We start from the raw sequence: 20,603 nt of genomic DNA, 5'->3' as shown, positions 1-20,603 counted from the left end.
ATTTGAATTTTATGACTATTTTAGCTTCAGAATAACAATCCCGATCCGCCTTTCAGGTAACGATATTATTTTTGGTGGCAGTCTTATGAGCGGTAAATTGCACAGCATCACAACCGAAGACGTTAACGAAATCAAACGTCACAAGACCTCTGAAAACTGCATTATTTTCCTCTCAGGGCCATCATCGCTGAAAACGCCGCTAAGTCTGCTGGCGGCATCGGACGTTATCTCTGTCAACGGCTCCGCTCGCTATCTGTTGGATAACAATATTCGGCCATTCATTTATGTGCTGACCGACTCCCGCTTTTCACTGCAGCGAAACGATGATTTCCGCGAGTTTATGAAGAAAAGCAAGTATGCCATCGTCAACGGTGAGGTATACGACAGGGCTTCTGAGGAAGATAAGCGTTATATCGACGATCACGGCTTTGTGATTCGCTCTCTGTATCAGCGAGAAAAGGGCGGGTTCTTTAAGAAAATTAAGTTCACCATTGCGTCGAAACTGGACGACAAAATACTGATTGATGTTCCTGTCTCGAAGAAGAAACGGCTGGCGGGGTTCAGTCTGGATATTACCCATGGCTACTGCTCATGCCATACGGTGGCGTTTGCTGCACTTCAGGTTGCGTACAGTTTGGGCTATCAGAAAATCATCCACTCTGGGTTGGATCTGGTTGATACCTGTGGCCGTTTTTACGATGAGAAACACAATCAACAGCCGTCGGAATTGAGTCGAGACTTAGGTAAAATCTTACCGTTCTACCGATTTATGCGCGAGAACGTAGCGGATATTCAGGTTTATAACCTCTCTGATACGACGGCCATCGACTACGACGTGATACCGTTTATTACCCCAGACGAAGTGTAGTATTTACACCGCCAGTAAATTAAAAAAGGCTGCATTATGCAGCCTTTTCAATTTTAGTTTTGCTGGGCTTTGAATTTCAGCGCCAGTGCAATACCCATGAGCATCGTTAGGTTTTCGATACTGACGGTTTCGAAAGCGCCGCGAACGAACAGGTTACCTGCCATTATCAACCCAATCAGAAGCCAGGCATCTTTGGTTACACCCTCATTCGCTCTATAGCCTTTTACTACTTCGGCAACAACCGAGATGAGTAAATACCATAATGCAATGAGCCCTAAAAGACCCGCCGAGTACCACATATCGAGGGTTATATTATGTGGACCAATGGATTTTTTAAACACCCACTGCGGGTAATCCTGAATCCTGCTGTTATAGACCTCGTGATATATATTCTCGCCGTAGCCATAACCTTTTACTGGGTTTTCCATAATCAGGTCAATGGCGGCACCCTGAGTGCCTCCCCCGTAGCGGCCTGAACTGGAGGTTTGCTGCATTTTATGGAACAGCATATGAAGGCTATTTTGATCTTTCAGATAGCCAAGAGTAAGAACGGCACCTAGCGCGACGGCGGCTAGTAACGGCAATTTCCATTCTCGTTTACAGATACACCAAATCAGTGCGGCGACCAGTATTGAGAGCCAGGTTCCGCGCTGTAATGTACCGATGATCATCAAACCCATGAGGCAGGCAATAGCGAAGAAAAGAACGCGTATTTTCGCGGATTTGAAATTCCACAGCAGTAAAAATGCTGGCGTCATAAAGATTAAAATGTCAGATTTGTATTTATGCGTGAACCCAGAAAATGGCATGATGCCCTGTTGATATTCACGATAATATTGCCAGCCGTCTACGAGAGCTAATGGCAAAATCCCGGCGATAAGCGAGTAGATAAGTGTTTTGGCTATATCTTCTTTGTTCTCATCGTGTAACAGAATGGGAATGACCAGGGTTGTCAGCAATAGTTTTTCAAGAATCGTATTGGCAAATTTCTTGAAGCTATAAGAAGGGTCGATTGAGATCAGTACGGCGTAGAAACAGACAATTACAAAAACAAAGAGCGAGTAGGTGAGATTATTTTTGAAAATCTGTAACAGCGCACTTCTTTTCTGCGCCACATAATAGAGGGCGGTGATAAGCATTAACCCGCCGACAATATGTTTGTAACGTGTAATATTATCGAAGAAAAACATGATAATAAACAGCGATACTAATCCACGATTCCAAATGGACTTCCAGCAAAAATTCTTTTGCATCAATGTATTGGATGAAGTCATTAACATACCTTAATAAGAACTACTAATGCATAATCTTGTGCAGCTCGCGAATAACAACGGGCGCGTTGAGGTCGGATAAATCTTTTGATTCTGAACAGCACGCGACCTGATTCTTCCCATACCCGCCAATCAATCCCGGGTCGGTTGGTCCATACAGCGTGATATTCGGGCGATCCAACGCCGCAGTTAAATGACTTAACCCGGTATCCACCGAAACAACAAATTTCGCTTCTGCCAACACGTGCGCGATTTTCTCAAGGCTCAGTCGCGGCAGCACGTCAACATAATCAAACCCTTGAGCTAAACGCTGTGCTCTGGCTTCTTCATGAGGAGCTCCCCACGGCAGCTTGATGCGCAGACCACTTTCCTGCAATAGACCAATCAATTCGCGCCAATGGCTTTCCGGCCAATGCTTATCATCACGGGTGGTGGCATGCAGGAAGACACAGTAAGGCGTGCCATCGGGTGTGCTCTCGCTGAGGAAATGCTGTGCGATGGCATAATCACCCTGTGATTCAGGTTTGGCGTATCCCAGGCTTTTAGCAAACAGCTCACGGGTACGTTCAACGGCGTGCTGTTGCTTAGCAATATGGTGGCGACGGTTGTAGAACAGACTGGCCAGCGGTTCGCGGGCGGTCTGCCAATCCATGCCATGCTTGATGCCGTGCGCTAATCGGGTGACTAGTGCAGCGCTTTTGACCAGCCCCTGGGCATCGATGATGGCGTCGTATTTCACCGACTGTACTGCATCGCGAAAGGCTTTACGTTCGGCTTTAATCGGTGCGGAAAACCACGCCTTGCGCCAGCGACGAATCGCCACCGGGATGACGCGGTCTACGGCTTCATGCCAGGAGGGAATTTGCGCGAAGCCTTCTTCCACCACCCAATCAAAACGAATGCCGGGAATGGCGCGCATCGCATCGGTTAGTGCCGGCAGCGTATGCAGGACATCGCCCATAGAAGAGGTTTTAACAATCAGAACCCGCATGCGTCAGACTTCCTCACTCGACATAAGAGCATTAAGCTCTTCCAGCACGCGGCCTGGGGTGATGTCGATAAGGCTCTGGTGATAGCCCTGAGCGGAATCGCCTTTACGTACTTTATGATAGCCGGTGATAAGGCGGATGACGCGCGCCTTATTCGACAGCGGCGGGGTAAAGTCCGGGCTGCTTGGGCCATACAGCGCCACCAGAGGGCGGTTCAGCGCGGCGGCGACGTGCATCAGGCCGGAGTCGTTAGTGACCACGGCTTTACAGGCAGCCAGCAGAATCACCGCCTGCTCTAGCTGGGTTTCCCCGGCCAGATTGCGGCACCAGGCTTTCTGTTCTTCGCTCAGTGCGGCGATGATCTCATTGCCCGCATCGTTATCTTTCGCGGAGCCGAAAAGAACAATCTGGTTGCCCTCATCAATCAGCTGTTTCGCCAGCGCGGCGTAGTGATAATGCGGCCAGCGTTTGGCCGGACCAAATTCAGCGCCTGGGCAGAAGCCAATCATTGGGCGATCGTTTGACAGAGAGAACGCATTGCAGGTGAGGGATTTTTCGCCGTCGTTGACCTGTAGCTGCGGCCACAGCAGCGGCTGCGGCAGATCTTTGGCGCAGCGCATCACGCCTTTATCGTAGGCCAGCGCCACGTAGCGCTCGACCATCAACGGCCAGGCGTCTTTGTCCAGCACCCGAGCGTCGTTCAACAGACCGTAGCGCATTTCTCCGCGCCAACCGGTACGCAGCGGAATGCCGGCAAAGAATGGTACCAGCGCTGATTTAAAGGAGTTAGGCAGGACGTAGGCTCGGTCATAGCGCCGCTCGCGCAGGCTATGGCCGAGTTTGCGCCGTTCGCCAATTTCCAGCGCGCCGTGCCCAAGAGGCATGGCGATCGCATCGTTGACTTCCGGCATACGTGATAACAACGGACGGCACCACGCGGGTGCCATCACATCGATTATCGCCTGGGGAAAGCGCGCCTTGAGCGTGCGATAGAGACTTTGCGACATCATCATGTCGCCCACCCATGACGGGCCGACCACCAGTATTTTCATGCTGACTTCTTACGCGTCGCGGTTCAACCAGGCCATATATTCCGTTACGCCTTCGGCGACGGTCTTGAATGGCTTATCGTAGCCTGCGGCACGCAGGTTAGTCAGATCGGCCTGAGTAAACGCCTGGTAGCGGCCTTTGAGTTTATCCGGGAATGGAATGTACTCAATGCTGCCTTTTTTGTGGTACGCCAGCGTCGCGTCAGCCACGGCCTGGAAGGATTCTGCACGGCCGGTACCGAGGTTGAAGATACCGGATACGCTGTTTTCCCAGAACCACAGATTCACCGCAGCGACATCACCCACGTAGACGAAATCACGCTTGAAGCCATCGCTGCCTTCGAACAGTTTCGGACTTTCGCCATTGTTCAACTGCGTGTTGAGGTGGAAAGCCACGCTCGCCATGCTGCCTTTATGGCCTTCGCGCGGGCCATAGACGTTGAAGTAACGGAAGCCAACGATTGGGGAATCCACTTCTGGCATGATGCGGCGGACGTATTCGTCAAACAGGAATTTGGAGTAGCCGTAAACGTTCAGCGGTTTTTCAAATTCGCGGGACTCAATAAAGTCGCTGGTGCGGCCGCCGTAGGTGGCAGCGGAAGAGGCATACAGGAACGGAATTTCACGCTCCAGGCAGTAGTGCAGCAGCTCTTTGGAGTACTGATAGTTGTTATCCATCACGTACTTACCATCCCACTCGGTGGTGGAGGAGCAAGCGCCTTCGTGGAACACGGCTTCGATGTCGCCGAACTCTTCACCGGCCATAATCTGGATTAGAAAATCTTCTTTATCCATATAATCGGTGATATCCAGATCGACCAGGTTGACGAACTTGGTGCCGTCTTTCAGGTTATCCACCACCAGAATATCGGTGATGCCTTTGTCATTGAGCGCTTTCACGATGTTGCTGCCGATGAAGCCAGCGCCGCCGGTAACGATGATCATAACTGTAACCTTTGAAATGTGAGGACCCTGGACTATCCAGGGCGCTAATACCTCTTATCATATCATCACATTGCTAAGCCTTCAGCCTTTCACCATAAGGAGAGCTTAAGCCACGTGATTTATGCTGCAAATAATTCATTCAGACATGCATCATCTCGTATCAGCGTATAGCTTTGGGTAATATGTGCCAAATTTTACCGAATCTGGAGAGTTGCAATGCGTGGTGATTTCTACAAACAGTTAACGAACGACCTGGAGACCGCGCGTGCCGAGGGTCTGTTCAAAGAAGAACGTATCATTACTTCCGCTCAGCAGGCGGATATCACGGTCGGTGACGGTAGTCACGTGATCAACTTCTGCGCCAACAACTACCTTGGCCTGGCGAACCATCCTGAACTGATTAAGGCGGCGAAAGCGGGTATGGACAGCCACGGCTTTGGTATGGCTTCCGTCCGCTTCATCTGCGGTACCCAGGACAGCCATAAAGCGCTGGAGCAGAAGCTGGCCGGTTTCCTCGGCATGGAAGATGCCATCCTGTACTCCTCTTGTTTCGATGCCAACGGCGGTCTGTTTGAAACGCTGCTCGGCGCTGAAGACGCCATTATCTCCGATGCCCTGAACCATGCTTCGATCATCGATGGCGTGCGTCTGTGCAAAGCGAAGCGTTTCCGCTACGCCAACAACGACATGCAAGAACTGGAAGCCCGCCTGAAAGAAGCGCGTGAAGCTGGTGCGCGCCACGTGTTGATCGCCACCGACGGCGTCTTCTCCATGGACGGCGTTATCGCCAACCTGAAAGGTGTATGTGATCTGGCGGACAAATACGACGCGCTGGTGATGGTCGATGATTCTCACGCTGTCGGTTTCGTTGGTGAAAACGGTCGCGGTTCACATGAATACTGCGAAGTGATGGGCCGCGTGGACATCATCACCGGTACCCTGGGCAAAGCCCTGGGCGGCGCGTCAGGCGGCTATACCGCCGCGCGCAAAGAGGTGGTTGAGTGGCTGCGTCAGCGCTCCCGCCCGTACCTGTTCTCCAACTCGCTGGCTCCGGCGATTGTTGCCGCCTCCATTAAAGTGCTGGAGATGGTGGAAGAGGGCAGCGAGCTGCGCGATAAGCTGTGGGCCAATGCGCGTCTGTTCCGCGAAAAAATGAGCGCAGCGGGCTTTACCCTCGCGGGTGCCGACCACGCAATCATCCCGGTGATGCTGGGCGACGCGGTGATCGCACAGAACTTTGCGCGTGAATTGCAAAAAGAAGGGATCTACGTGACCGGGTTCTTCTTCCCGGTGGTACCAAAAGGTCAGGCGCGTATTCGCACCCAGATGTCGGCGGCGCATACGACGGAACAAATTGAACGTGCGGTGGCAGCCTTTACCCGCATCGGTAAACAACTGGGCGTCATTGCCTAAGGGTGTGAGATGAAAGCGTTATCTAAACTGAAAGCAGAAGAAGGCATCTGGATGACCGACGTTCCGGAACCGGAACTGGGCCATAATGACCTGCTGATTAAGATCCGCAAAACCGCAATTTGCGGCACCGACGTGCATATCTACAACTGGGATGAATGGTCGCAGAAAACCATTCCGGTCCCGATGGTGGTGGGTCATGAATACGTAGGTGAAATCGTCGGTATTGGCCAGGAAGTGCGCGGTTTTAAGCTGGGCGATCGCGTTTCTGGCGAAGGCCACATCACCTGTGGGCACTGTCGTAACTGCCGTGGCGGCCGTACGCACCTGTGCCGTAATACCATTGGTGTTGGCGTAAACCGTGAGGGTTGTTTTGCGGAGTATCTGGTGATCCCGGCCTTCAACGCCTTCAAAATCCCGGACAATATCTCCGATGAACTGGCTTCAATCTTCGACCCGTTTGGCAACGCCGTGCATACCGCGCTCTCTTTCGACCTCGTCGGTGAAGATGTGCTGGTGTCAGGGGCTGGCCCAATTGGTGTGATGGCGGCGGCAGTAGCCAAACACGTTGGCGCACGTAACGTGGTGATCACCGACGTCAACGAATACCGCCTGGAGCTGGCGCGCAAAATGGGCGTAACCCGCGCGGTCAACGTGTCGAAAGAAAACCTCAACGACGTGATGGCTGAACTGGGCATGACCGAAGGCTTCGACGTGGGTCTGGAAATGTCCGGTGCGCCACCGGCGTTCCGCACAATGCTCGACACCATGAACCACGGTGGCCGTATTGCGATGCTGGGTATTCCACCGTCGGATATGTCGATCGACTGGACTAAAGTTATCTTTAAGGGTCTGTTTATTAAAGGTATCTACGGTCGTGAAATGTTTGAAACCTGGTACAAGATGGCGGCACTGATTCAGTCTGGTCTGGATCTTTCCCCGATCATCACCCACCGTTTCAGCATTGACGATTTCCAGAAGGGCTTCGACGCCATGCGTTCCGGTCAGTCCGGCAAAGTGGTGCTGAGCTGGGATTAATCGTCCAAACCTACTGGTAAGTGTATGTTGTCCCCGGATGTTTAATAGCGTTAAATATCCGGGGATTTTTTTGCCCTATCGCGTAAAAGACAGCAATAACTTTCGCTGACCTTTTACCCTCCAATATGTTAAATATTGCCGTTAATTATACTGTTTGGCAGGATTTTATATGACCTACACCCCCGGTCTCCTGAGCGTCATTATGCCGCTTTACAATACGGGCGAGCCGTTTATTGCCTGTATGGACTCGCTGATTGCGCAAACCTGGAAGAATATCGAGATAATCATCGTTAACGATGGCTCGACGGATAACTCGGCAGAGCTTGCCCAGGCGTATGTGGATCGCTATCCGCATGTCCATCTGCTGCACCAGCGTAATGCGGGTGTTTCCGCGGCGCGAAATACCGGGATGGAGACAGCGAAGGGGGAGTACATTGCTTACGTTGATGGCGATGATCTTGCCTATCCGGAAATGTACGAAACGCTGATGAATATGGCGCTGACGGACAATCTGGACGTCGCGCAGTGCAACGCCGACTGGTGCATTGCTGAAACGGGGAAAACCTGGGCCTCGATTCCTCCTGAACGCATTCGCTCGACCGAGGTGATGACCGGGCCAGACTGGCTGCGCAAGGGGTTGGCAAGCCGCCGCTGGCGTCACGTGGTGTGGATGGGGGTTTATCGTCATCAAACCATCGTCGACGCAGGGCTGAGCTTTATTCCAGGCCTGCATCACCAGGATATCATCTGGTCAACCGAATTTATGTTTAACGCCAAACGTGCGCGTTATACCGAAGTGCCGCTGTACAAATACTTCCTGCACGGCGCATCGGTTAGCCGCCTGCCGCGTACCGGGCTTAAAAACCTCGCCTATCAGCGTCACTACATCAAAATTACCCGTCTGCTCGACAAGATGAATCGCGACTACGCTGGGCGTATTCCGATTTATCCTGAGTTTAAACAGCAGGTGATTTACGAAGCGATGCGCGTGTGCCACTGCATTCGCAAAGAGCCGGATCAGAAGATCCGCGAGCGCATGGTCGCTGAGGCCGAAGTTTCCGGCATGTTTAAGCGGATGGTCAGCAACATTTGCAGCGTGAAGCTGGCGTATCAGGTGATGCTGTGGGCCATTCGCTTCAACAAGATGCGTGATAAATCACTCACCCCGCGTCGTCTGGCCCATCTCACCTTGGGACTGAAAGACTAGCTCTGCCACCCCTGCCACTGCAGCTGCATATATTGCACCAGCGTGCTGTGGGTGATGCTCTCGCTTAATACGTTGAAGAAGCGGCTGGCGTAGACCGGCTCCAGCGGTTTCTTCGGTTTGCAGAGCTTAACGCCGCGGAATGGGTTACGCGGTGCGGTTGGCTGGACTTGTGATGGTAGACCGCTGTTAGGCCTTGAAGTATCAACCTGCGGTTCGTTGAGCAGACTGCTCGGACGAACCAGCGTGATATCTGACGGCAGGTTATAGACCATCTGCTGCAGTACCCGCACGGTTGTCGGGTGCGGATGACCAATCGCAATCGCCGAGCCGTTGCGCCGCGCCAGATCGATAGCCCGGTTGAACTGAACGCGGATATCCGCTTCGTTTTGCGTATCGTCCAGGAATACCCGACGCTTAATGACCTTCACGCTGGTACCATTCGCCGCGCGCATGGCCTGGCTATTGCCAATCGTCATGCTGTCGAGGAAATAGAGATTGTAGCGGCCCAGCGCCTGCATCACTTTCTGCATGCCAAACAGGCTGGAGGTCATGGCGCTGCCCATATGGTTATTAAGACCTACGGCATACGGCACTTTATCCACGGCTTCACGGATGATGCGCTCGATTTCATCGCTGCTCATATCCGGACGCAGAGTATCTTTTTCCAGCGGCTGTTTGCTAAGCGGTGCCATCGGCAGGTGAATCAGCACTTCATGCCCGCTGTTGTGGGCTTTGGTGGCCATTTCACGCGCGTGAGGCGCATTGGGCAAAACGGCGACGGAAATAGCGGACGGCATTGCCAACACCTGGTTTTCCTGGTGTGGGCGATAGCCAAAATCATCGATAACGATAGCGAGTTTACCGGCATAGCCTGGTGCAGCTAATGCCAGTGAACTAAGAAGAACGAACTGGCGAAATTGAAGCAAAACTTATCTTCCCAACCACGGTAGTGGATTGACCGCCTGACCCTGGCGGCGAATTTCGAAATAGAGTGAAGGCCGGCCCTGGCCGCCACTGTTGCCCACCAGAGCAATCGGCTGCCCGGCACGCACCTGCGTACCCACGCTCACCAGCGCACTCTGGTTGTAACCATACAGGCTCATATCGCCTTTACCGTGCTCAACCACCACGACCAGGCCGTAGCCCTGTAGCCAGTCGGCAAGGATGACGCGACCGTCGGCGATGGCTTTCACCTCGGTACCTTCCGAAGCGCTAATCACCATCCCCTTCCAACGTAGCTCACCTTGTAGCTGTTCGCCATAACGATGCAGCGTGGTGCCGCGAACCGGCCAATAGGCCTGGCCGCGCGGTGCGCCAAGACCGCCGGTACGTGACATCAACGAACGTTCGCTTTCAGACGGTTTATAGGTGGTGCCTTTGCGGGTGGCTTCTTGCTGGCGGCCACGTACTGCTTCAGCCTCTTTGGCTTCACGCTCGGCGCGGGCTTTCGCCGCGGCTTCCGCACGCGCAATGCTGTTACGCAGACGAGATTCGTTGGCGCGCAGTTCGCCTAGCTGCTGCTGGCCCTGCTGAATAGAGGATTCGAGTCCGGAAAGGGTCTTCTGACGTTCGTTACGCGCCTGCTCCAGCTTGGTTTGCTGGGCGCGTTGTTCATAGAGCAGCGTTTGCTGTTGGCTCTGCTTCTCTTCAAGCTCGGTTTTTTGCGCGGCAACCTGTTCGCGCGTCTCTTTGAGCTCGGCGATGGTCTCCTGACGCGCCTGGTTCAGATAGCCGAAATAGGCTTGTAAGCGCTGCCCGCGCTGACTCTCTTCACCGCTGAGGATCAGCTGAATGCCGGTGTGTTCGCCCTGGCGAAACGCGGCGTCGAGCTGTGCGGCCAGGTTACGCTCCTGCATTTGTCGCTGCTTTTCCAGCTTGGCGATAGAGGCGTTCATTTCCGCAATCTGTGCATTGAGCTGTGCCAGCGAGTTTTGCGTTTCACGCAGTTGGCGCGCGGCGACGGAGATAGCCTGTTCTTGAGCTTTTAGCTGGGCGAGGAGAGTAGAACGCTGTTGTTGCTGTTGGCGCACCGCGCGCTCTTTGGCGGCGATATCAGCCTGAATGGATTGCAGCTGTGAGCGGTCGTCCGCATGGGCGGGCGCGGCGCACAGCAATACGCCAGCGCTGAGCGCGCTGGCGTAGAACGAGGACCGAAGCGTTGCTCCGGCCCATTTAATAGAATAAATCGCCTTTCCCCTCATGGGGAGGGATTATTCCACGATGAACAGCGGCTTACCAGTCATCTGTTGCGGGATTTCCATCCCCATCAGCGACAGCATGGTTGGCGCGAGATCGGAAAGCTTGCCACCTTCTACCGCTTTCAGGTTTTTGTCGCCAACGTAGATCAGCGGAACCGGCAGGCTGGTGTGCGCCGTGTGCGCCTGGCCGGTAGCCGGGTCACGCATCTGCTCAGCGTTGCCGTGGTCAGCAGTTACCAGCATCTGGCCGCCGACTTTTTCGATTGCCTGGGTCACTTCACTCAGGCAGTGATCCAGGGCTTCAACCGCTTTAACTGCCGCTTCCATCACGCCGGTATGACCAACCATATCGCCGTTCGGGTAGTTACAGATAATGGTGTCGTACTTGCCGCTTTCGATGGCCGCAACCAGCTTCTCGGTCAGCTCAGCGGAGCTCATTTCCGGCTGCAGGTCATAGGTCGCCACTTTCGGCGAGTTGATCAGGATGCGATCTTCGCCTTTGAATGGGTCTTCTACGCCGCCGTTGAAGAAGAAGGTGACGTGTGCGTATTTCTCAGTTTCAGAGATGCGCAGCTGGGTTTTATCGTGCTTGGCCATCCACTCACCAAAGGTGTTTTCCAGTGAGGCTGGTGGGTAAGCGCAAGGTGCTTTGATGTCCGCGGCGTATTCGGTCAGCATGATGAAATCGCCCAGCTTCACTTCTTTGCGACGGGCGAAGCCGTCGAAGTCTGCGTTCACGAAGGCACGGGTGATTTCACGCGCACGGTCGGCACGGAAGTTCATGAAGATCAGCGCGTCGCCGTCTTCCATGGCAGCATCGGCCTGGCCGGCTGCGCGGATTACGGTCGCTTTCACGAATTCGTCGTTCTCGTCGCGCGCATAAGCGGCTTCAAGTGCGGCAACGGCGGTTTCTGCCTGGAATTCGCCTTTTGCTTCAACCAGCAGGTTGTAGGCTTGTTCAACGCGATCCCAACGGTTGTCACGGTCCATTGCGTAGTAACGACCAATGATGGACGCGACGCGACCTTTGCCCAGTGCGGCAAATTTCTCTTCGAATTGCTGCAGGGAGCCTTTAGCGCTACGCGGCGGGGTGTCACGGCCATCAAGGAAGGCGTGCAGGTAGATTTTTTCTGCACCGCGTTCGGCGGCCAGCTCAACCATCGCCATGATGTGATCTTCGTGGCTGTGAACGCCACCGGCAGACAGCAGGCCCATGATGTGCACGGCTTTGCCAGCGGCAACGGCTTTATCGACCGCACCGGACAGGACTGGGTTAGCGAAGAAAGTACGTTCTTTAATTTCAACATCGAGGCGGGTCAGATCCTGGTAGACGATACGACCCGCGCCCAGGTTAACGTGACCGACTTCGGAGTTACCCATCTGACCATCCGGCAGACCCACTTCCAGGCCAGAAGCCTGGATCAGGGTATGCGGACGTTTTGCCCACAGCGCATCCATAACCGGAGTTTTTGCAGTGAAAATAGCGTTATCCTGCTGCTCTTCGCGGTAGCCGTAGCCATCCAGGATCACCAGTACCATAGGTTTTTTAGAAACCGACATTGCGACAACCTCATGCTCTAAAGACAGAAAATTTGCGTAATTTTACTACAGCTGAATCGATAAAATAACAACGAGAGATCAAAGAAAGCGGGGAGATGGTGGGTGAAAAGCGCACATTTGCCCGCTTTTTTTCTGTAGCGCTCCGCAGAAAACGCATTACATCACCTGCGCTGGCTGTATTTGCGCCACGCCGCAGGTATACTCCTTCCCTGGTTTTTAAACATTACACGTCGGGAGCTGTTACCCCCCATGCAAGAGATTATGCAATTTGTTGGTCGTCACCCTGTCCTGAGCATCGCGTGGATCGCGCTGCTGGCGGCCGTGCTGTTCACTACCTTTAAAGGGCTGATGTCCAAAGTTAAAGTCATCAATCGCGGCGAAGCGACGCGTTTGATTAACAAAGAAGACGCGGTAGTCGTTGACCTGCGCCAGCGTGATGATTTCCGTAAAGGGCATATCGCCGGTTCCCTGAACCTGCTGCCAACTGAAATCAAAGCCAACAACGTCGGCGAGCTGGAAAAGCATAAAGATAAGCCGGTTATTGTGACCGATGGTTCCGGTATGCAGGCAACCGAGTCCGCCACCTTGCTGTTGAAAGCGGGCTTTGAGAAAGTCTTCGTACTGAAAGAAGGTATCGCAGGCTGGAGCGGTGAAAACCTGCCTTTGGTTCGCGGTAAGTAAGACCTGCTCACTTATTGGGTAACGTCAGGAGAGCTGTAATGGCGAAGATTGAAATCTATACCAAAGCGACATGCCCTTATTGCCACCGTGCAAAAGCGCTGCTGTCTGAGAAAGGCGTTTCTTTTGAAGAACTGCCTATCGACGGTAATGCAGAAAAGCGCGAAGAGATGATTCAGCGCAGTGGCCGTACTACGGTTCCGCAGATTTTTATTGATGCACAGCACATTGGCGGCTGTGACGACTTGTATGCGCTTGATGCTCGTGGTGGACTCGATCCGCTGCTGAGCTAATGCTTTAGAAGCGCTCGCGCCTGCCCTTTGCGGGCGTGAGGCATACCGCCTATTTTAAGGACAACACGAAAGGGTTTTTACACATGTCAGAACAAAACAACGCAGAAATGGCTTTCCAGATCCAACGCATCTACACCAAAGACGTTTCTTTCGAAGCGCCAAATGCACCTCAGGTTTTCCAGAAAGATTGGCAACCAGAGGTTAAACTTGATCTTGATACCGCATCCAACCAGCTGGCTGAAGGCGTGTATGAAGTGGTGCTGCGTGTCACCGTAACGGCGACTCTGGGCGAAGAAACTGCGTTCCTGTGCGAAACTCAGCAGGCGGGTATCTTCTCCATTGAAGGTATCGAAGGGACTCAGATGGCCCATTGCCTGGGTGCATACTGCCCGAACATCCTGTTCCCGTATGCGCGTGAATGCATCACCAGCCTGGTTTCCCGTGGGACCTTCCCACAGCTGAACCTTGCGCCGGTAAACTTTGATGCGCTGTTTATGAACTATCTGCAGCAGCAGGCTGGCGAAGGTGCAGAACAACATCAGGATGCCTGATGAACGCACTTAATGCTTCAATGACTGTGATCGGTGCCGGCTCTTACGGCACCGCTCTTGCCATCACCGTGGCAAGAAATGGCCACCCGGTTGTACTCTGGGGCCATGATCCTAAACATGTCGCGACGCTCCAGCACGATCGCTGCAACGCGGCATTCCTTCCTGACGTTCCGTTCCCTGACACGCTGCACCTGGAAAGCGACCTCGCGACCGCACTGGCCGCCAGCCGCGATATTCTGGTTGTGGTGCCAAGCCACGTATTTGGTGATGTACTTCGCCAGATGAAGCCGCTGCTGCGTCCTGACGCACGGGTGGTGTGGGCGACAAAAGGGCTGGAGGCTGAAACCGGCCGCCTGCTGCAGGAAGTCGCGCGCGAAGCGCTGGGCGATGATATCCCGCTGGCGGTGATTTCAGGCCCAACGTTTGCCAAAGAGCTGGCGGCGGGTTTACCGACGGCTATCTCGCTGGCGGCGACCGACCCGGTCTTTGCTGACGATTTGCAGCAACTGCTGCACTGCGGCAAGAGCTTCCGCGTATACAGCAATCCGGACTTCATCGGCGTCCAGCTGGGCGGTGCGGTGAAAAACGTGATTGCGATTGGCGCCGGTATTTCCGACGGCATCGGCTTTGGCGCGAACGCCCGTACGGCATTGATCACCCGCGGTTTGACCGAAATGTCGCGTCTTGGCGTGGCGCTGGGGGCCGATCCGGTGACCTTTATGGGCATGGCAGGGCTGGGTGATTTAGTGTTGACCTGTACCGACAATCAGTCGCGTAACCGTCGTTTCGGCATGGCGCTGGGACAGGGTGCGCAGGTGCAGGAAGCGCAGGACAAAATTGGCCAGGTGGTCGAAGGTTATCGTAATACCAAAGAAGTTCGCGAGTTGGCGCACCGCGTAGGTGTCGAAATGCCAATAACCGAGGAAATTTATCAGGTATTATATTGCGGAAAAAGTGCGCGCGAGGCAGCATTGACCTTATTAGGTCGTGCACGCAAGGATGAGCATAGCGGCAACTAAAACGCAGGAAACCTTTGTCATCGCAACGATCCGGCGAGCGTAGACTGGCCGATCGTTCCAATACGTCTGGAGTATGCAATGTCGTGTGAAGAACTGGAAATTGTCTGGAACAATATTAAAGCCGAAGCCCGAGCCTTGGCGGACTGCGAGCCTATGCTCGCCAGCTTCTATCACGCGACGCTACTCAAGCATGAAAATCTGGGCAGTGCATTAAGCTACATGCTGGCTAACAAGCTGGCCTCTTCCATTATGCCCGCCATCGCCATTCGTGAAGTCGTCGAAGAAGCCTACGCCGCTGACCCGGAAATGATTGCCGCTGCAGCCTGTGATATTCAGGCTGTGCGTACCCGTGACCCGGCGGTCGATAAATATTCCACCCCGCTGCTGTATCTGAAAGGTTTCCACGCGCTACAGGCTTATCGTATCGGCCATTGGCTATGGGGACAGGGGCGTCGCGCGCTGGCGATTTTCCTGCAAAACCAGGTGTCGGTCTCTTTCCAGGTGGATATCCACCCGGCGGCGAAAATCGGCCGCGGCATCATGCTCGACCACGCGACCGGCATCGTGGTGGGTGAAACGGCGGTGATTGAAGACGACGTGTCGATTCTGCAGTCCGTGACCCTCGGCGGTACCGGCAAAACCAGCGGCGACCGTCACCCGAAAATTCGTGAAGGCGTGATGATTGGCGCCGGGGCGAAAATCCTCGGCAATATCGAAGTGGGGCGCGGTGCGAAAATCGGTGCCGGTTCTGTGGTTCTGCAGCCCGTGCCACCGCATACTACGGCGGCAGGGGTTCCGGCGCGCATCGTCGGCAAGCCGGAGTCGGACAAACCGGCGATGGATATGGACCAGCACTTCAATGGTATTAACCACGGATTTGAGTACGGCGACGGGATTTAATCCGTGAATGTTCTAGCCGGAAGGTAACCTTAGGGTGCCATCCGGCCCATCATGTATCAACTACGCAAGATTGCGCCGGGATATCCCAGCTGGCGCCATGCCTCGTACACCACCACCGATACCGCGTTTGACAGGTTCATACTGCGGCTGTCCGGCATCATCGGAATACGAATTTTTTGCTCAGGCGGCAGCGCGTCCAGAATGGTCGCTGGCAGCCCACGGGTTTCCGGGCCAAACAGCAAAAAATCACCGTCCTGATAGCTCACCGCACTATGCGCCGGTGTACCTTTAGTCGTCAGGGCAAATAAACGCTGTGGTTTTGCGCTTTCCACGAATGCGGCGTAATCAGCGTGGCGCTGGACGGCGGTAAATTCATGGTAATCCAGCCCCGCGCGGCGCAAGCGCTTATCATCCCAGGCAAAGCCCATGGGTTCGATAATATGCAGATTAAAGCCGGTATTAGCGCACAGACGGATGATGTTCCCGGTATTCGGCGGGATTTCAGGTTCGAATAAAACGATGTTAAGCATACTGCCCCCTTGGATTGCGCGGGCAGGATAGCAGAATTTGGCGAAACCCTCACCCCGGCCCTCACCCGAAAAGGGAGAGGACGCAGAGCAGGTCTGTGAACATTCAAACGATGCAAAACGATCCCCTCGCCCCTGCGGGGGAGAGGGTTAGGGTGAGGGGGAAAAAACGCACAAACTTACGCTGCGCTACCCTGCTTAATGGCCTGGAACATCTGCGTCACCTCGGCGCTCTGCACCAGTGAATCGCGGCTAATCTCTTTAATGGATTTCGCACCGGTCAGCGTCATGGCGACCTTCATCTCTTTCTCAACCAGATTCAGCAGATTAGCCACCCCGGCCTGGCCGTGCGTGGCCAGCGCATACAGATACGCGCGGCCCAACAGCACGCTATCGGCACCCAGCGCAATCATGCGCACCACGTCGAGCCCGTTGCGGATCCCGCTGTCGGCGAGAATAGTAATATCGCCTTTCACCGCATCAGCAATTGCCGGCAGGGCGCGTGCGGAAGAGAGTACGCCGTCAAGCTGGCGGCCGCCGTGGTTGGAAACGACGATACCATCTGCGCCAAAGCGCACCGCGTCGCGGGCATCTTGTGGATCGAGGATCCCTTTGATCACCATTGGACCGTCCCAGAATTCGCGGATCCATTCGAGGTCTTTCCAGGAGATTGACGGATCGAAGTTATTTGCCAGCCAGCCGATGTAATCTTCCAGCCCGGTTGGCTTGCCCAGATAGGCGGAGATATTACCTAAATCGTGCGGACGACCGTTCAGGCCCACATCCCACGCCCACTGCGGGTGAGTTGCCGCCTGCCAGTAGCGACGCATCGCGGCGTTCGGGCCGCTCATCCCGGAATGGGCATCGCGGTAGCGTGCGCCCGGCGTTGGCATATCGACGGTAAACACCAGCGTGGAACAACCGGCCGCTTTGGCGCGTTCCAGCGCGTTACGCATAAAACCACGGTCGCGCAGCACGTACAGCTGGAACCACATTGGGCGTTTGATGGTGGGCGCCACTTCTTCAATCGGACACACCGATACGGTAGAGAGCGTGAATGGAATGCCTTTGGCATCCGCTGCGGCGGCTGCCTGAACCTCGCCACGGCGGGCGTACATGCCGCACAGGCCGACAGGGGCCAGCGCCACCGGCATGGAGAGCTGCTCTTTAAACAGCGTGGTTTCCAGGCTCAGGTCAGACATATTTTTCAGCACCCGCTGGCGCAGCGCCACGTCCGACAGATCTTCCACGTTGCGACGCAGAGTGTGTTCTGCATAGGCACCTCCGTCGATGTAGTGGAACAAGAACGGCGGCAGAATGCGCTGGGCGGCGGCGCGGTAGTCACTCGCGGCGGAAATAATCATGCTTTTTTCTCCCTGGAAATATCAGTGTGGTCGTCGGGCAAGCGGGTGATCCGCGCCTGGCGGGCCAGGTCTTCATCAAAACGTTTAATCGTGGTGTGGACAAACCCAAGGTGCGCCATCATGGCCTGACGGGCTCCTTCGGCGTCACCGGCGGTAATCGCATTCAGCACCGCCAGATGCTGTTCGGTGAGCTTCGCAAAGACCGGCGGCACCAGATACATCCGCTCGCGGCTTTGGATCACCGAGGATTGCAGCAGGTCGAAAAAGCCGCGCATGGTTTGCAGCAGCACCACGTTGTGGGACGCCTCGGCAATCGCCAGATGAAACCGCACGTCGGCCTGTGAGGCGAGGTCGGGGTCATCACTCTGGGTGGCTTCAAAGCAGAGGCGGATTTTTTCTTTATCCGCGTCGGTCGCTCGCATTGCGGCGTACCACGCGGTGCTGGCTTCGATAGCATGACGGGCTTCAAGAATGTCGAAGCTGTAGTCGGGATCGTCAGCCAGCAAGGTTTTCAGCGGTTGCACAATATTCTGTTCAGACCAGCCTTCATGCTGCCAGCGCACGAAGGTGCCGCCGCCGCGACGGCTCAGCAACAATCCTTCGCTTACCAGTTTCGCCAGCGCTTCGCGCAGTGAATTGCGCGAGACGCCGAGCTTGCTTGCCAGCTTTCTTTCTGCGGGCAAACGCATGCCCGCTTCCAGCTGTTGTTCTTCAATCAGCGCCCGCACGCGGCAGGCGACATCGTCTGACAGACGTTTGGGCAGTGTTATCACGGGATCATCCACGTTAAGACGTAAGCCTGCAGCGTGGTGATCACGCCCACCATGCAGGTGAATATCAGGCTGTGCTTCACGGTGAAGCGGAACAGGTCGGACTCTTTACCCACCAGACCTACCGCTGCACAAGCAATCGCGATGGACTGTGGCGAAATCATTTTCCCGGTCACGCCACCGGTGGTGTTGGCGGCAACCAGCAGCACGTCCGAGACGCCAATTTGCTGTGCGGCAGTGGCCTGCAGCGCGGCGAACAAGGCGTTGGAGGAGGTATCTGAACCGGTCAGGAACACCCCAAGCCAGCCAAGGAACGGCGAGAAGAAGGTGAACGCGTGGCCGGTATGCGCCAGCGCCAGTGCCAGCGTTGAAGACAGACCCGAGTAGTTAGAGATAAAGGCAAATGCCAGGACCATCCCGATGGAGTAAATCGGCAGCGCCAGCTCTTTGAGCGTGGAACCGAAGGTGTTGATGGCATCTTTTGGCTTCATGCGCAGCCAGACGATAGACAGCAGCGCGGCAAACAGGATTGCGGTGCCGGTGGCGGAAAGCCAGTCGAACTTATAGACCGCAGCGTAGGCAGTGGCTTGATTGACCACCGGCGGCATGCGTGCGACAAGCTTGTCGAGGTACGGAACCGGAATATTAATCACCAGCTCATACAATGCGCCACCCGGGGCGAACAGCGCTTTAAACGGCGGCACGCTCCACAGGGTTACGGTGGCGGTCAGGAACAGGAACGGCGACCAGGCGCGAATAATCTGCCCGGCGTTGTAGCGGGTGCGCGAGAGGTCCATATCGACCTGCGATGCACCCATATCGCCAAAGCGGAAAATACGCACCGGCTGCCAGCGTTTGAGGAACAGCGTCAGACAGACCAGCGAAACCAGCGATGAGATAATGTCCGGCAGCTCAGGGCCGAGGAAGTTGGAGCTGAGATACTGCGCGATAGCAAACGAACCGCCGGCTACCATCACTGCAGGCCAGGTCTCTTTGATGCCGCGCCAGCCATCCATAATCGCCATGATCCAGAACAGGACGATAATGGTCAGGAACGGCAGCTGACGGCCGACCATCTGACCGATTTCAAAGCTATCCAGCCCGGTCACCTGGCCGGCAACCAGAATTGGAATCCCCATCGCGCCAAAGGCAACCGGTGCGGTATTGACGATCAGACACAGCCCCGCCGCGTACAGCGGATTAAAGCCGAGGCCAACCAGCAGTGCCGCGGTAATCGCCACCGGCGCGCCGAACCCGGCTGCCCCTTCGAGGAAGGCACCGAAGGAGAAACCGACGATCAGCATCTGCAGGCGCTGGTCGGGGGTAATGGAGAGAATCGACGAGCGAATAATGTCGAACTGCCCGGTCTTCACCGAAATTTTGTAGACGAAGACGGCGGCGATAATAATCCAGGCGATGGGCCACAGGCCGTAGAAGAAGCCGTAAACCACCGAGGCCAGCGCGCGGTCGACCGGCATTTTGTAGAACAGCAGGGCGACGGCGAGGGCGATGCCTACCGTCCAGCTGGCGGCAACGTAACCTTTCAGCTTGAGTTTAATCAGTGCGAAGAAGAAAAACAGGATCGGGAGCGATGCGATCAGGCTCGATAGCCAGATATTGCCGGCCGGATCGTAGTTTTGTTGCCAGAGGCTCATGCAGGTCTCCAGGGGGCCTTACGCGCCGATTCGCGGTGAGTCTCAGCTCATCTCTGCGTCACAGTTTGTGTAAAATTGGCCCTGCCAATTGGGTTGTGTAGGGGTAATGACAACAAATGGTTAACCAAATGTTATTTATTGGCAATGGTAATGTGATGTTTGATGATGGAATTGTGAACCAATAGAGATTTGGTTGTTAAATTGGTTGGGCCAATTTTGCGGGTAAGGGGGGAGGGTAAAACAAACCTTCTCCCGGAGTGGGAGAAGTTCAGGGGGCGGGAGAATCAGAATTCGCTTTTAGCGAACCCAGT

At 54.8% G+C, this 20,603-nt stretch carries 20 protein-coding genes; 9 read left to right on the top strand and 11 right to left on the bottom strand.

Going from position 1 to position 20,603, the window contains the following annotated elements; all coding sequences use genetic code 11:
• Positions 1–85: 85 nt before the first annotated feature.
• On the top strand, positions 86–868 hold the full coding sequence (waaZ, locus tag LZ634_RS00100) for a 3-deoxy-D-manno-oct-2-ulosonate III transferase WaaZ (RefSeq protein ID WP_234501732.1): 783 nt from the start codon (positions 86–88) through the stop codon (positions 866–868).
• 53 nt (positions 869–921) lie between these two features.
• Here the strand turns inward: waaZ and rfaL are convergent, their stop codons facing one another.
• The 4 genes from rfaL to rfaD are packed head-to-tail and all read right to left on the bottom strand — an operon-like array spanning position 922 to position 5,122.
• Positions 922–2,142, bottom strand: coding sequence for an O-antigen ligase RfaL (gene rfaL, locus LZ634_RS00095; RefSeq protein WP_234501731.1), 1,221 nt, complete (start codon positions 2,140–2,142; stop codon positions 922–924).
• Positions 2,143–2,164: 22 nt separating this feature from the next.
• Positions 2,165–3,130 (bottom strand): lipopolysaccharide heptosyltransferase RfaC, encoded by a 966-nt coding sequence (gene rfaC, locus LZ634_RS00090; RefSeq protein ID WP_234501730.1) that lies wholly within the window; start codon positions 3,128–3,130, stop codon positions 2,165–2,167.
• 3 nt (positions 3,131–3,133) lie between these two features.
• Positions 3,134–4,180: an ADP-heptose--LPS heptosyltransferase RfaF gene (gene rfaF, locus LZ634_RS00085; RefSeq protein ID WP_234501729.1), complete on the bottom strand. Its 1,047-nt coding sequence runs from the start codon at positions 4,178–4,180 to the stop codon at positions 3,134–3,136.
• 9 nt (positions 4,181–4,189) lie between these two features.
• Positions 4,190–5,122 carry an ADP-glyceromanno-heptose 6-epimerase gene (rfaD, locus tag LZ634_RS00080; RefSeq protein ID WP_234501728.1) on the bottom strand — a complete coding sequence of 311 codons (933 nt, stop codon included), beginning with the start codon at positions 5,120–5,122 and terminating at the stop codon, positions 4,190–4,192.
• Positions 5,123–5,338: 216 nt separating this feature from the next.
• Here rfaD and kbl point away from each other — a divergent pair, with 216 nt between their 5' ends.
• The 3 genes from kbl to LZ634_RS00065 all read left to right on the top strand — a co-directional run bounded on the left by kbl (position 5,339) and on the right by LZ634_RS00065 (position 8,777).
• Positions 5,339–6,535 (top strand): glycine C-acetyltransferase, encoded by a 1,197-nt coding sequence (gene kbl / locus LZ634_RS00075; protein ID WP_234501727.1) that lies wholly within the window; start codon positions 5,339–5,341, stop codon positions 6,533–6,535.
• A gap of 9 nt (positions 6,536–6,544) precedes the next feature.
• A complete protein-coding gene (gene tdh / locus LZ634_RS00070) occupies positions 6,545–7,570 on the top strand; it encodes an L-threonine 3-dehydrogenase (RefSeq protein ID WP_234501726.1) in 1,026 nt (341 codons plus the stop codon).
• A 169-nt stretch (positions 7,571–7,739) separates the two neighbouring features.
• The gene (locus LZ634_RS00065) at positions 7,740–8,777 is read left to right on the top strand and encodes a glycosyltransferase (RefSeq protein ID WP_234501725.1); all 1,038 of its coding nucleotides are present in this window, start codon (positions 7,740–7,742) and stop codon (positions 8,775–8,777) included.
• Here the strand turns inward: LZ634_RS00065 and LZ634_RS00060 are convergent.
• From LZ634_RS00060 to gpmM, 3 genes are read right to left on the bottom strand one after another with little or no spacing between them, the layout of a single operon-like run.
• A complete protein-coding gene (locus tag LZ634_RS00060; RefSeq protein ID WP_234501724.1) occupies positions 8,774–9,703 on the bottom strand; it encodes a divergent polysaccharide deacetylase family protein in 930 nt (309 codons plus the stop codon). The two genes, LZ634_RS00065 and LZ634_RS00060, sit on opposite strands and share 4 nt — an antisense overlap.
• A 3-nt stretch (positions 9,704–9,706) precedes the next feature.
• Positions 9,707–10,978, bottom strand: a complete 1,272-nt coding sequence (gene envC, locus LZ634_RS00055; protein ID WP_234501723.1) for a murein hydrolase activator EnvC — start codon at positions 10,976–10,978, stop codon at positions 9,707–9,709.
• A gap of 9 nt (positions 10,979–10,987) precedes the next feature.
• Positions 10,988–12,535, bottom strand: coding sequence for a 2,3-bisphosphoglycerate-independent phosphoglycerate mutase (gene gpmM / locus LZ634_RS00050; RefSeq protein WP_234501722.1), 1,548 nt, complete (start codon positions 12,533–12,535; stop codon positions 10,988–10,990).
• Positions 12,536–12,784: 249 nt separating this feature from the next.
• Between gpmM and LZ634_RS00045 the strand changes: the two genes are divergently transcribed.
• The 5 genes from LZ634_RS00045 (at position 12,785) to cysE (ending at position 15,976) form a co-directional block, all read left to right on the top strand.
• Positions 12,785–13,216, top strand: a complete 432-nt coding sequence (locus LZ634_RS00045) for a rhodanese-like domain-containing protein (RefSeq protein WP_234501721.1) — start codon at positions 12,785–12,787, stop codon at positions 13,214–13,216.
• A gap of 38 nt (positions 13,217–13,254) precedes the next feature.
• The gene (gene grxC / locus LZ634_RS00040; RefSeq protein WP_234501720.1) at positions 13,255–13,506 is read left to right on the top strand and encodes a glutaredoxin 3; all 252 of its coding nucleotides are present in this window, start codon (positions 13,255–13,257) and stop codon (positions 13,504–13,506) included.
• 83 nt (positions 13,507–13,589) lie between these two features.
• The gene (gene secB, locus LZ634_RS00035; RefSeq protein WP_052282753.1) at positions 13,590–14,057 is read left to right on the top strand and encodes a protein-export chaperone SecB; all 468 of its coding nucleotides are present in this window, start codon (positions 13,590–13,592) and stop codon (positions 14,055–14,057) included.
• The gene (gpsA, locus tag LZ634_RS00030) at positions 14,057–15,076 is read left to right on the top strand and encodes an NAD(P)H-dependent glycerol-3-phosphate dehydrogenase (RefSeq protein WP_052282754.1); all 1,020 of its coding nucleotides are present in this window, start codon (positions 14,057–14,059) and stop codon (positions 15,074–15,076) included. The genes secB and gpsA overlap by 1 nt, the downstream gene beginning before the upstream one ends.
• Positions 15,077–15,154: 78 nt before the next feature.
• Positions 15,155–15,976 (top strand): serine O-acetyltransferase, encoded by an 822-nt coding sequence (cysE, locus tag LZ634_RS00025; RefSeq protein WP_234501719.1) that lies wholly within the window; start codon positions 15,155–15,157, stop codon positions 15,974–15,976.
• A 56-nt stretch (positions 15,977–16,032) separates the two neighbouring features.
• Here the strand turns inward: cysE and trmL are convergent, their stop codons facing one another.
• The 4 genes from trmL to lldP form a co-directional block, all read right to left on the bottom strand.
• A complete protein-coding gene (trmL, locus tag LZ634_RS00020; protein ID WP_234501718.1) occupies positions 16,033–16,506 on the bottom strand; it encodes a tRNA (uridine(34)/cytosine(34)/5-carboxymethylaminomethyluridine(34)-2'-O)-methyltransferase TrmL in 474 nt (157 codons plus the stop codon).
• Positions 16,507–16,682: 176 nt separating this feature from the next.
• On the bottom strand, positions 16,683–17,867 hold the full coding sequence (lldD, locus tag LZ634_RS00015; protein WP_234501717.1) for an FMN-dependent L-lactate dehydrogenase LldD: 1,185 nt from the start codon (positions 17,865–17,867) through the stop codon (positions 16,683–16,685).
• On the bottom strand, positions 17,864–18,640 hold the full coding sequence (gene lldR / locus LZ634_RS00010) for a transcriptional regulator LldR (RefSeq protein ID WP_234501716.1): 777 nt from the start codon (positions 18,638–18,640) through the stop codon (positions 17,864–17,866). Before lldR ends, lldD begins: the two co-directional genes overlap by 4 nt.
• Positions 18,637–20,292: an L-lactate permease gene (lldP, locus tag LZ634_RS00005; RefSeq protein ID WP_234501715.1), complete on the bottom strand. Its 1,656-nt coding sequence runs from the start codon at positions 20,290–20,292 to the stop codon at positions 18,637–18,639. Before lldP ends, lldR begins: the two co-directional genes overlap by 4 nt.
• Between the last annotated feature and the right edge of the window lie 311 nt (positions 20,293–20,603).

The sequence above is a fragment of the Kluyvera intermedia genome, assembly GCF_021440345.1.
GTDB classification, from domain to species: Bacteria; Pseudomonadota; Gammaproteobacteria; order Enterobacterales; family Enterobacteriaceae; genus Kluyvera; species Kluyvera intermedia_A.
The sequence above is the reverse complement of the archived record's forward strand: the minus strand, read 5'-3'. Positions and strand labels throughout refer to the sequence as shown.

What these genes read in the sequence shown, in the direction of transcription:
- waaZ (WP_234501732.1), top strand. Translation starts at nt 86, where the DNA reads ATGAGCGGTAAATTGCACAGCATCACAACCGAAGACGTTAACGAAATC.
- rfaL (WP_234501731.1), bottom strand. Translation starts at nt 2,142, where the DNA reads ATGACTTCATCCAATACATTGATGCAAAAGAATTTTTGCTGGAAGTCC.
- rfaC (WP_234501730.1), bottom strand. Translation starts at nt 3,130, where the DNA reads ATGCGGGTTCTGATTGTTAAAACCTCTTCTATGGGCGATGTCCTGCAT.
- rfaF (WP_234501729.1), bottom strand. Translation starts at nt 4,180, where the DNA reads ATGAAAATACTGGTGGTCGGCCCGTCATGGGTGGGCGACATGATGATG.
- rfaD (WP_234501728.1), bottom strand. Translation starts at nt 5,122, where the DNA reads ATGATCATCGTTACCGGCGGCGCTGGCTTCATCGGCAGCAACATCGTG.
- kbl (WP_234501727.1), top strand. Translation starts at nt 5,339, where the DNA reads ATGCGTGGTGATTTCTACAAACAGTTAACGAACGACCTGGAGACCGCG.
- tdh (WP_234501726.1), top strand. Translation starts at nt 6,545, where the DNA reads ATGAAAGCGTTATCTAAACTGAAAGCAGAAGAAGGCATCTGGATGACC.
- LZ634_RS00065 (WP_234501725.1), top strand. Translation starts at nt 7,740, where the DNA reads ATGACCTACACCCCCGGTCTCCTGAGCGTCATTATGCCGCTTTACAAT.
- envC (WP_234501723.1), bottom strand. Translation starts at nt 10,978, where the DNA reads ATGAGGGGAAAGGCGATTTATTCTATTAAATGGGCCGGAGCAACGCTT.
- gpmM (WP_234501722.1), bottom strand. Translation starts at nt 12,535, where the DNA reads ATGTCGGTTTCTAAAAAACCTATGGTACTGGTGATCCTGGATGGCTAC.
- LZ634_RS00045 (WP_234501721.1), top strand. Translation starts at nt 12,785, where the DNA reads ATGCAAGAGATTATGCAATTTGTTGGTCGTCACCCTGTCCTGAGCATC.
- grxC (WP_234501720.1), top strand. Translation starts at nt 13,255, where the DNA reads ATGGCGAAGATTGAAATCTATACCAAAGCGACATGCCCTTATTGCCAC.
- secB (WP_052282753.1), top strand. Translation starts at nt 13,590, where the DNA reads ATGTCAGAACAAAACAACGCAGAAATGGCTTTCCAGATCCAACGCATC.
- gpsA (WP_052282754.1), top strand. Translation starts at nt 14,057, where the DNA reads ATGAACGCACTTAATGCTTCAATGACTGTGATCGGTGCCGGCTCTTAC.
- cysE (WP_234501719.1), top strand. Translation starts at nt 15,155, where the DNA reads ATGTCGTGTGAAGAACTGGAAATTGTCTGGAACAATATTAAAGCCGAA.
- trmL (WP_234501718.1), bottom strand. Translation starts at nt 16,506, where the DNA reads ATGCTTAACATCGTTTTATTCGAACCTGAAATCCCGCCGAATACCGGG.
- lldD (WP_234501717.1), bottom strand. Translation starts at nt 17,867, where the DNA reads ATGATTATTTCCGCCGCGAGTGACTACCGCGCCGCCGCCCAGCGCATT.
- lldP (WP_234501715.1), bottom strand. Translation starts at nt 20,292, where the DNA reads ATGAGCCTCTGGCAACAAAACTACGATCCGGCCGGCAATATCTGGCTA.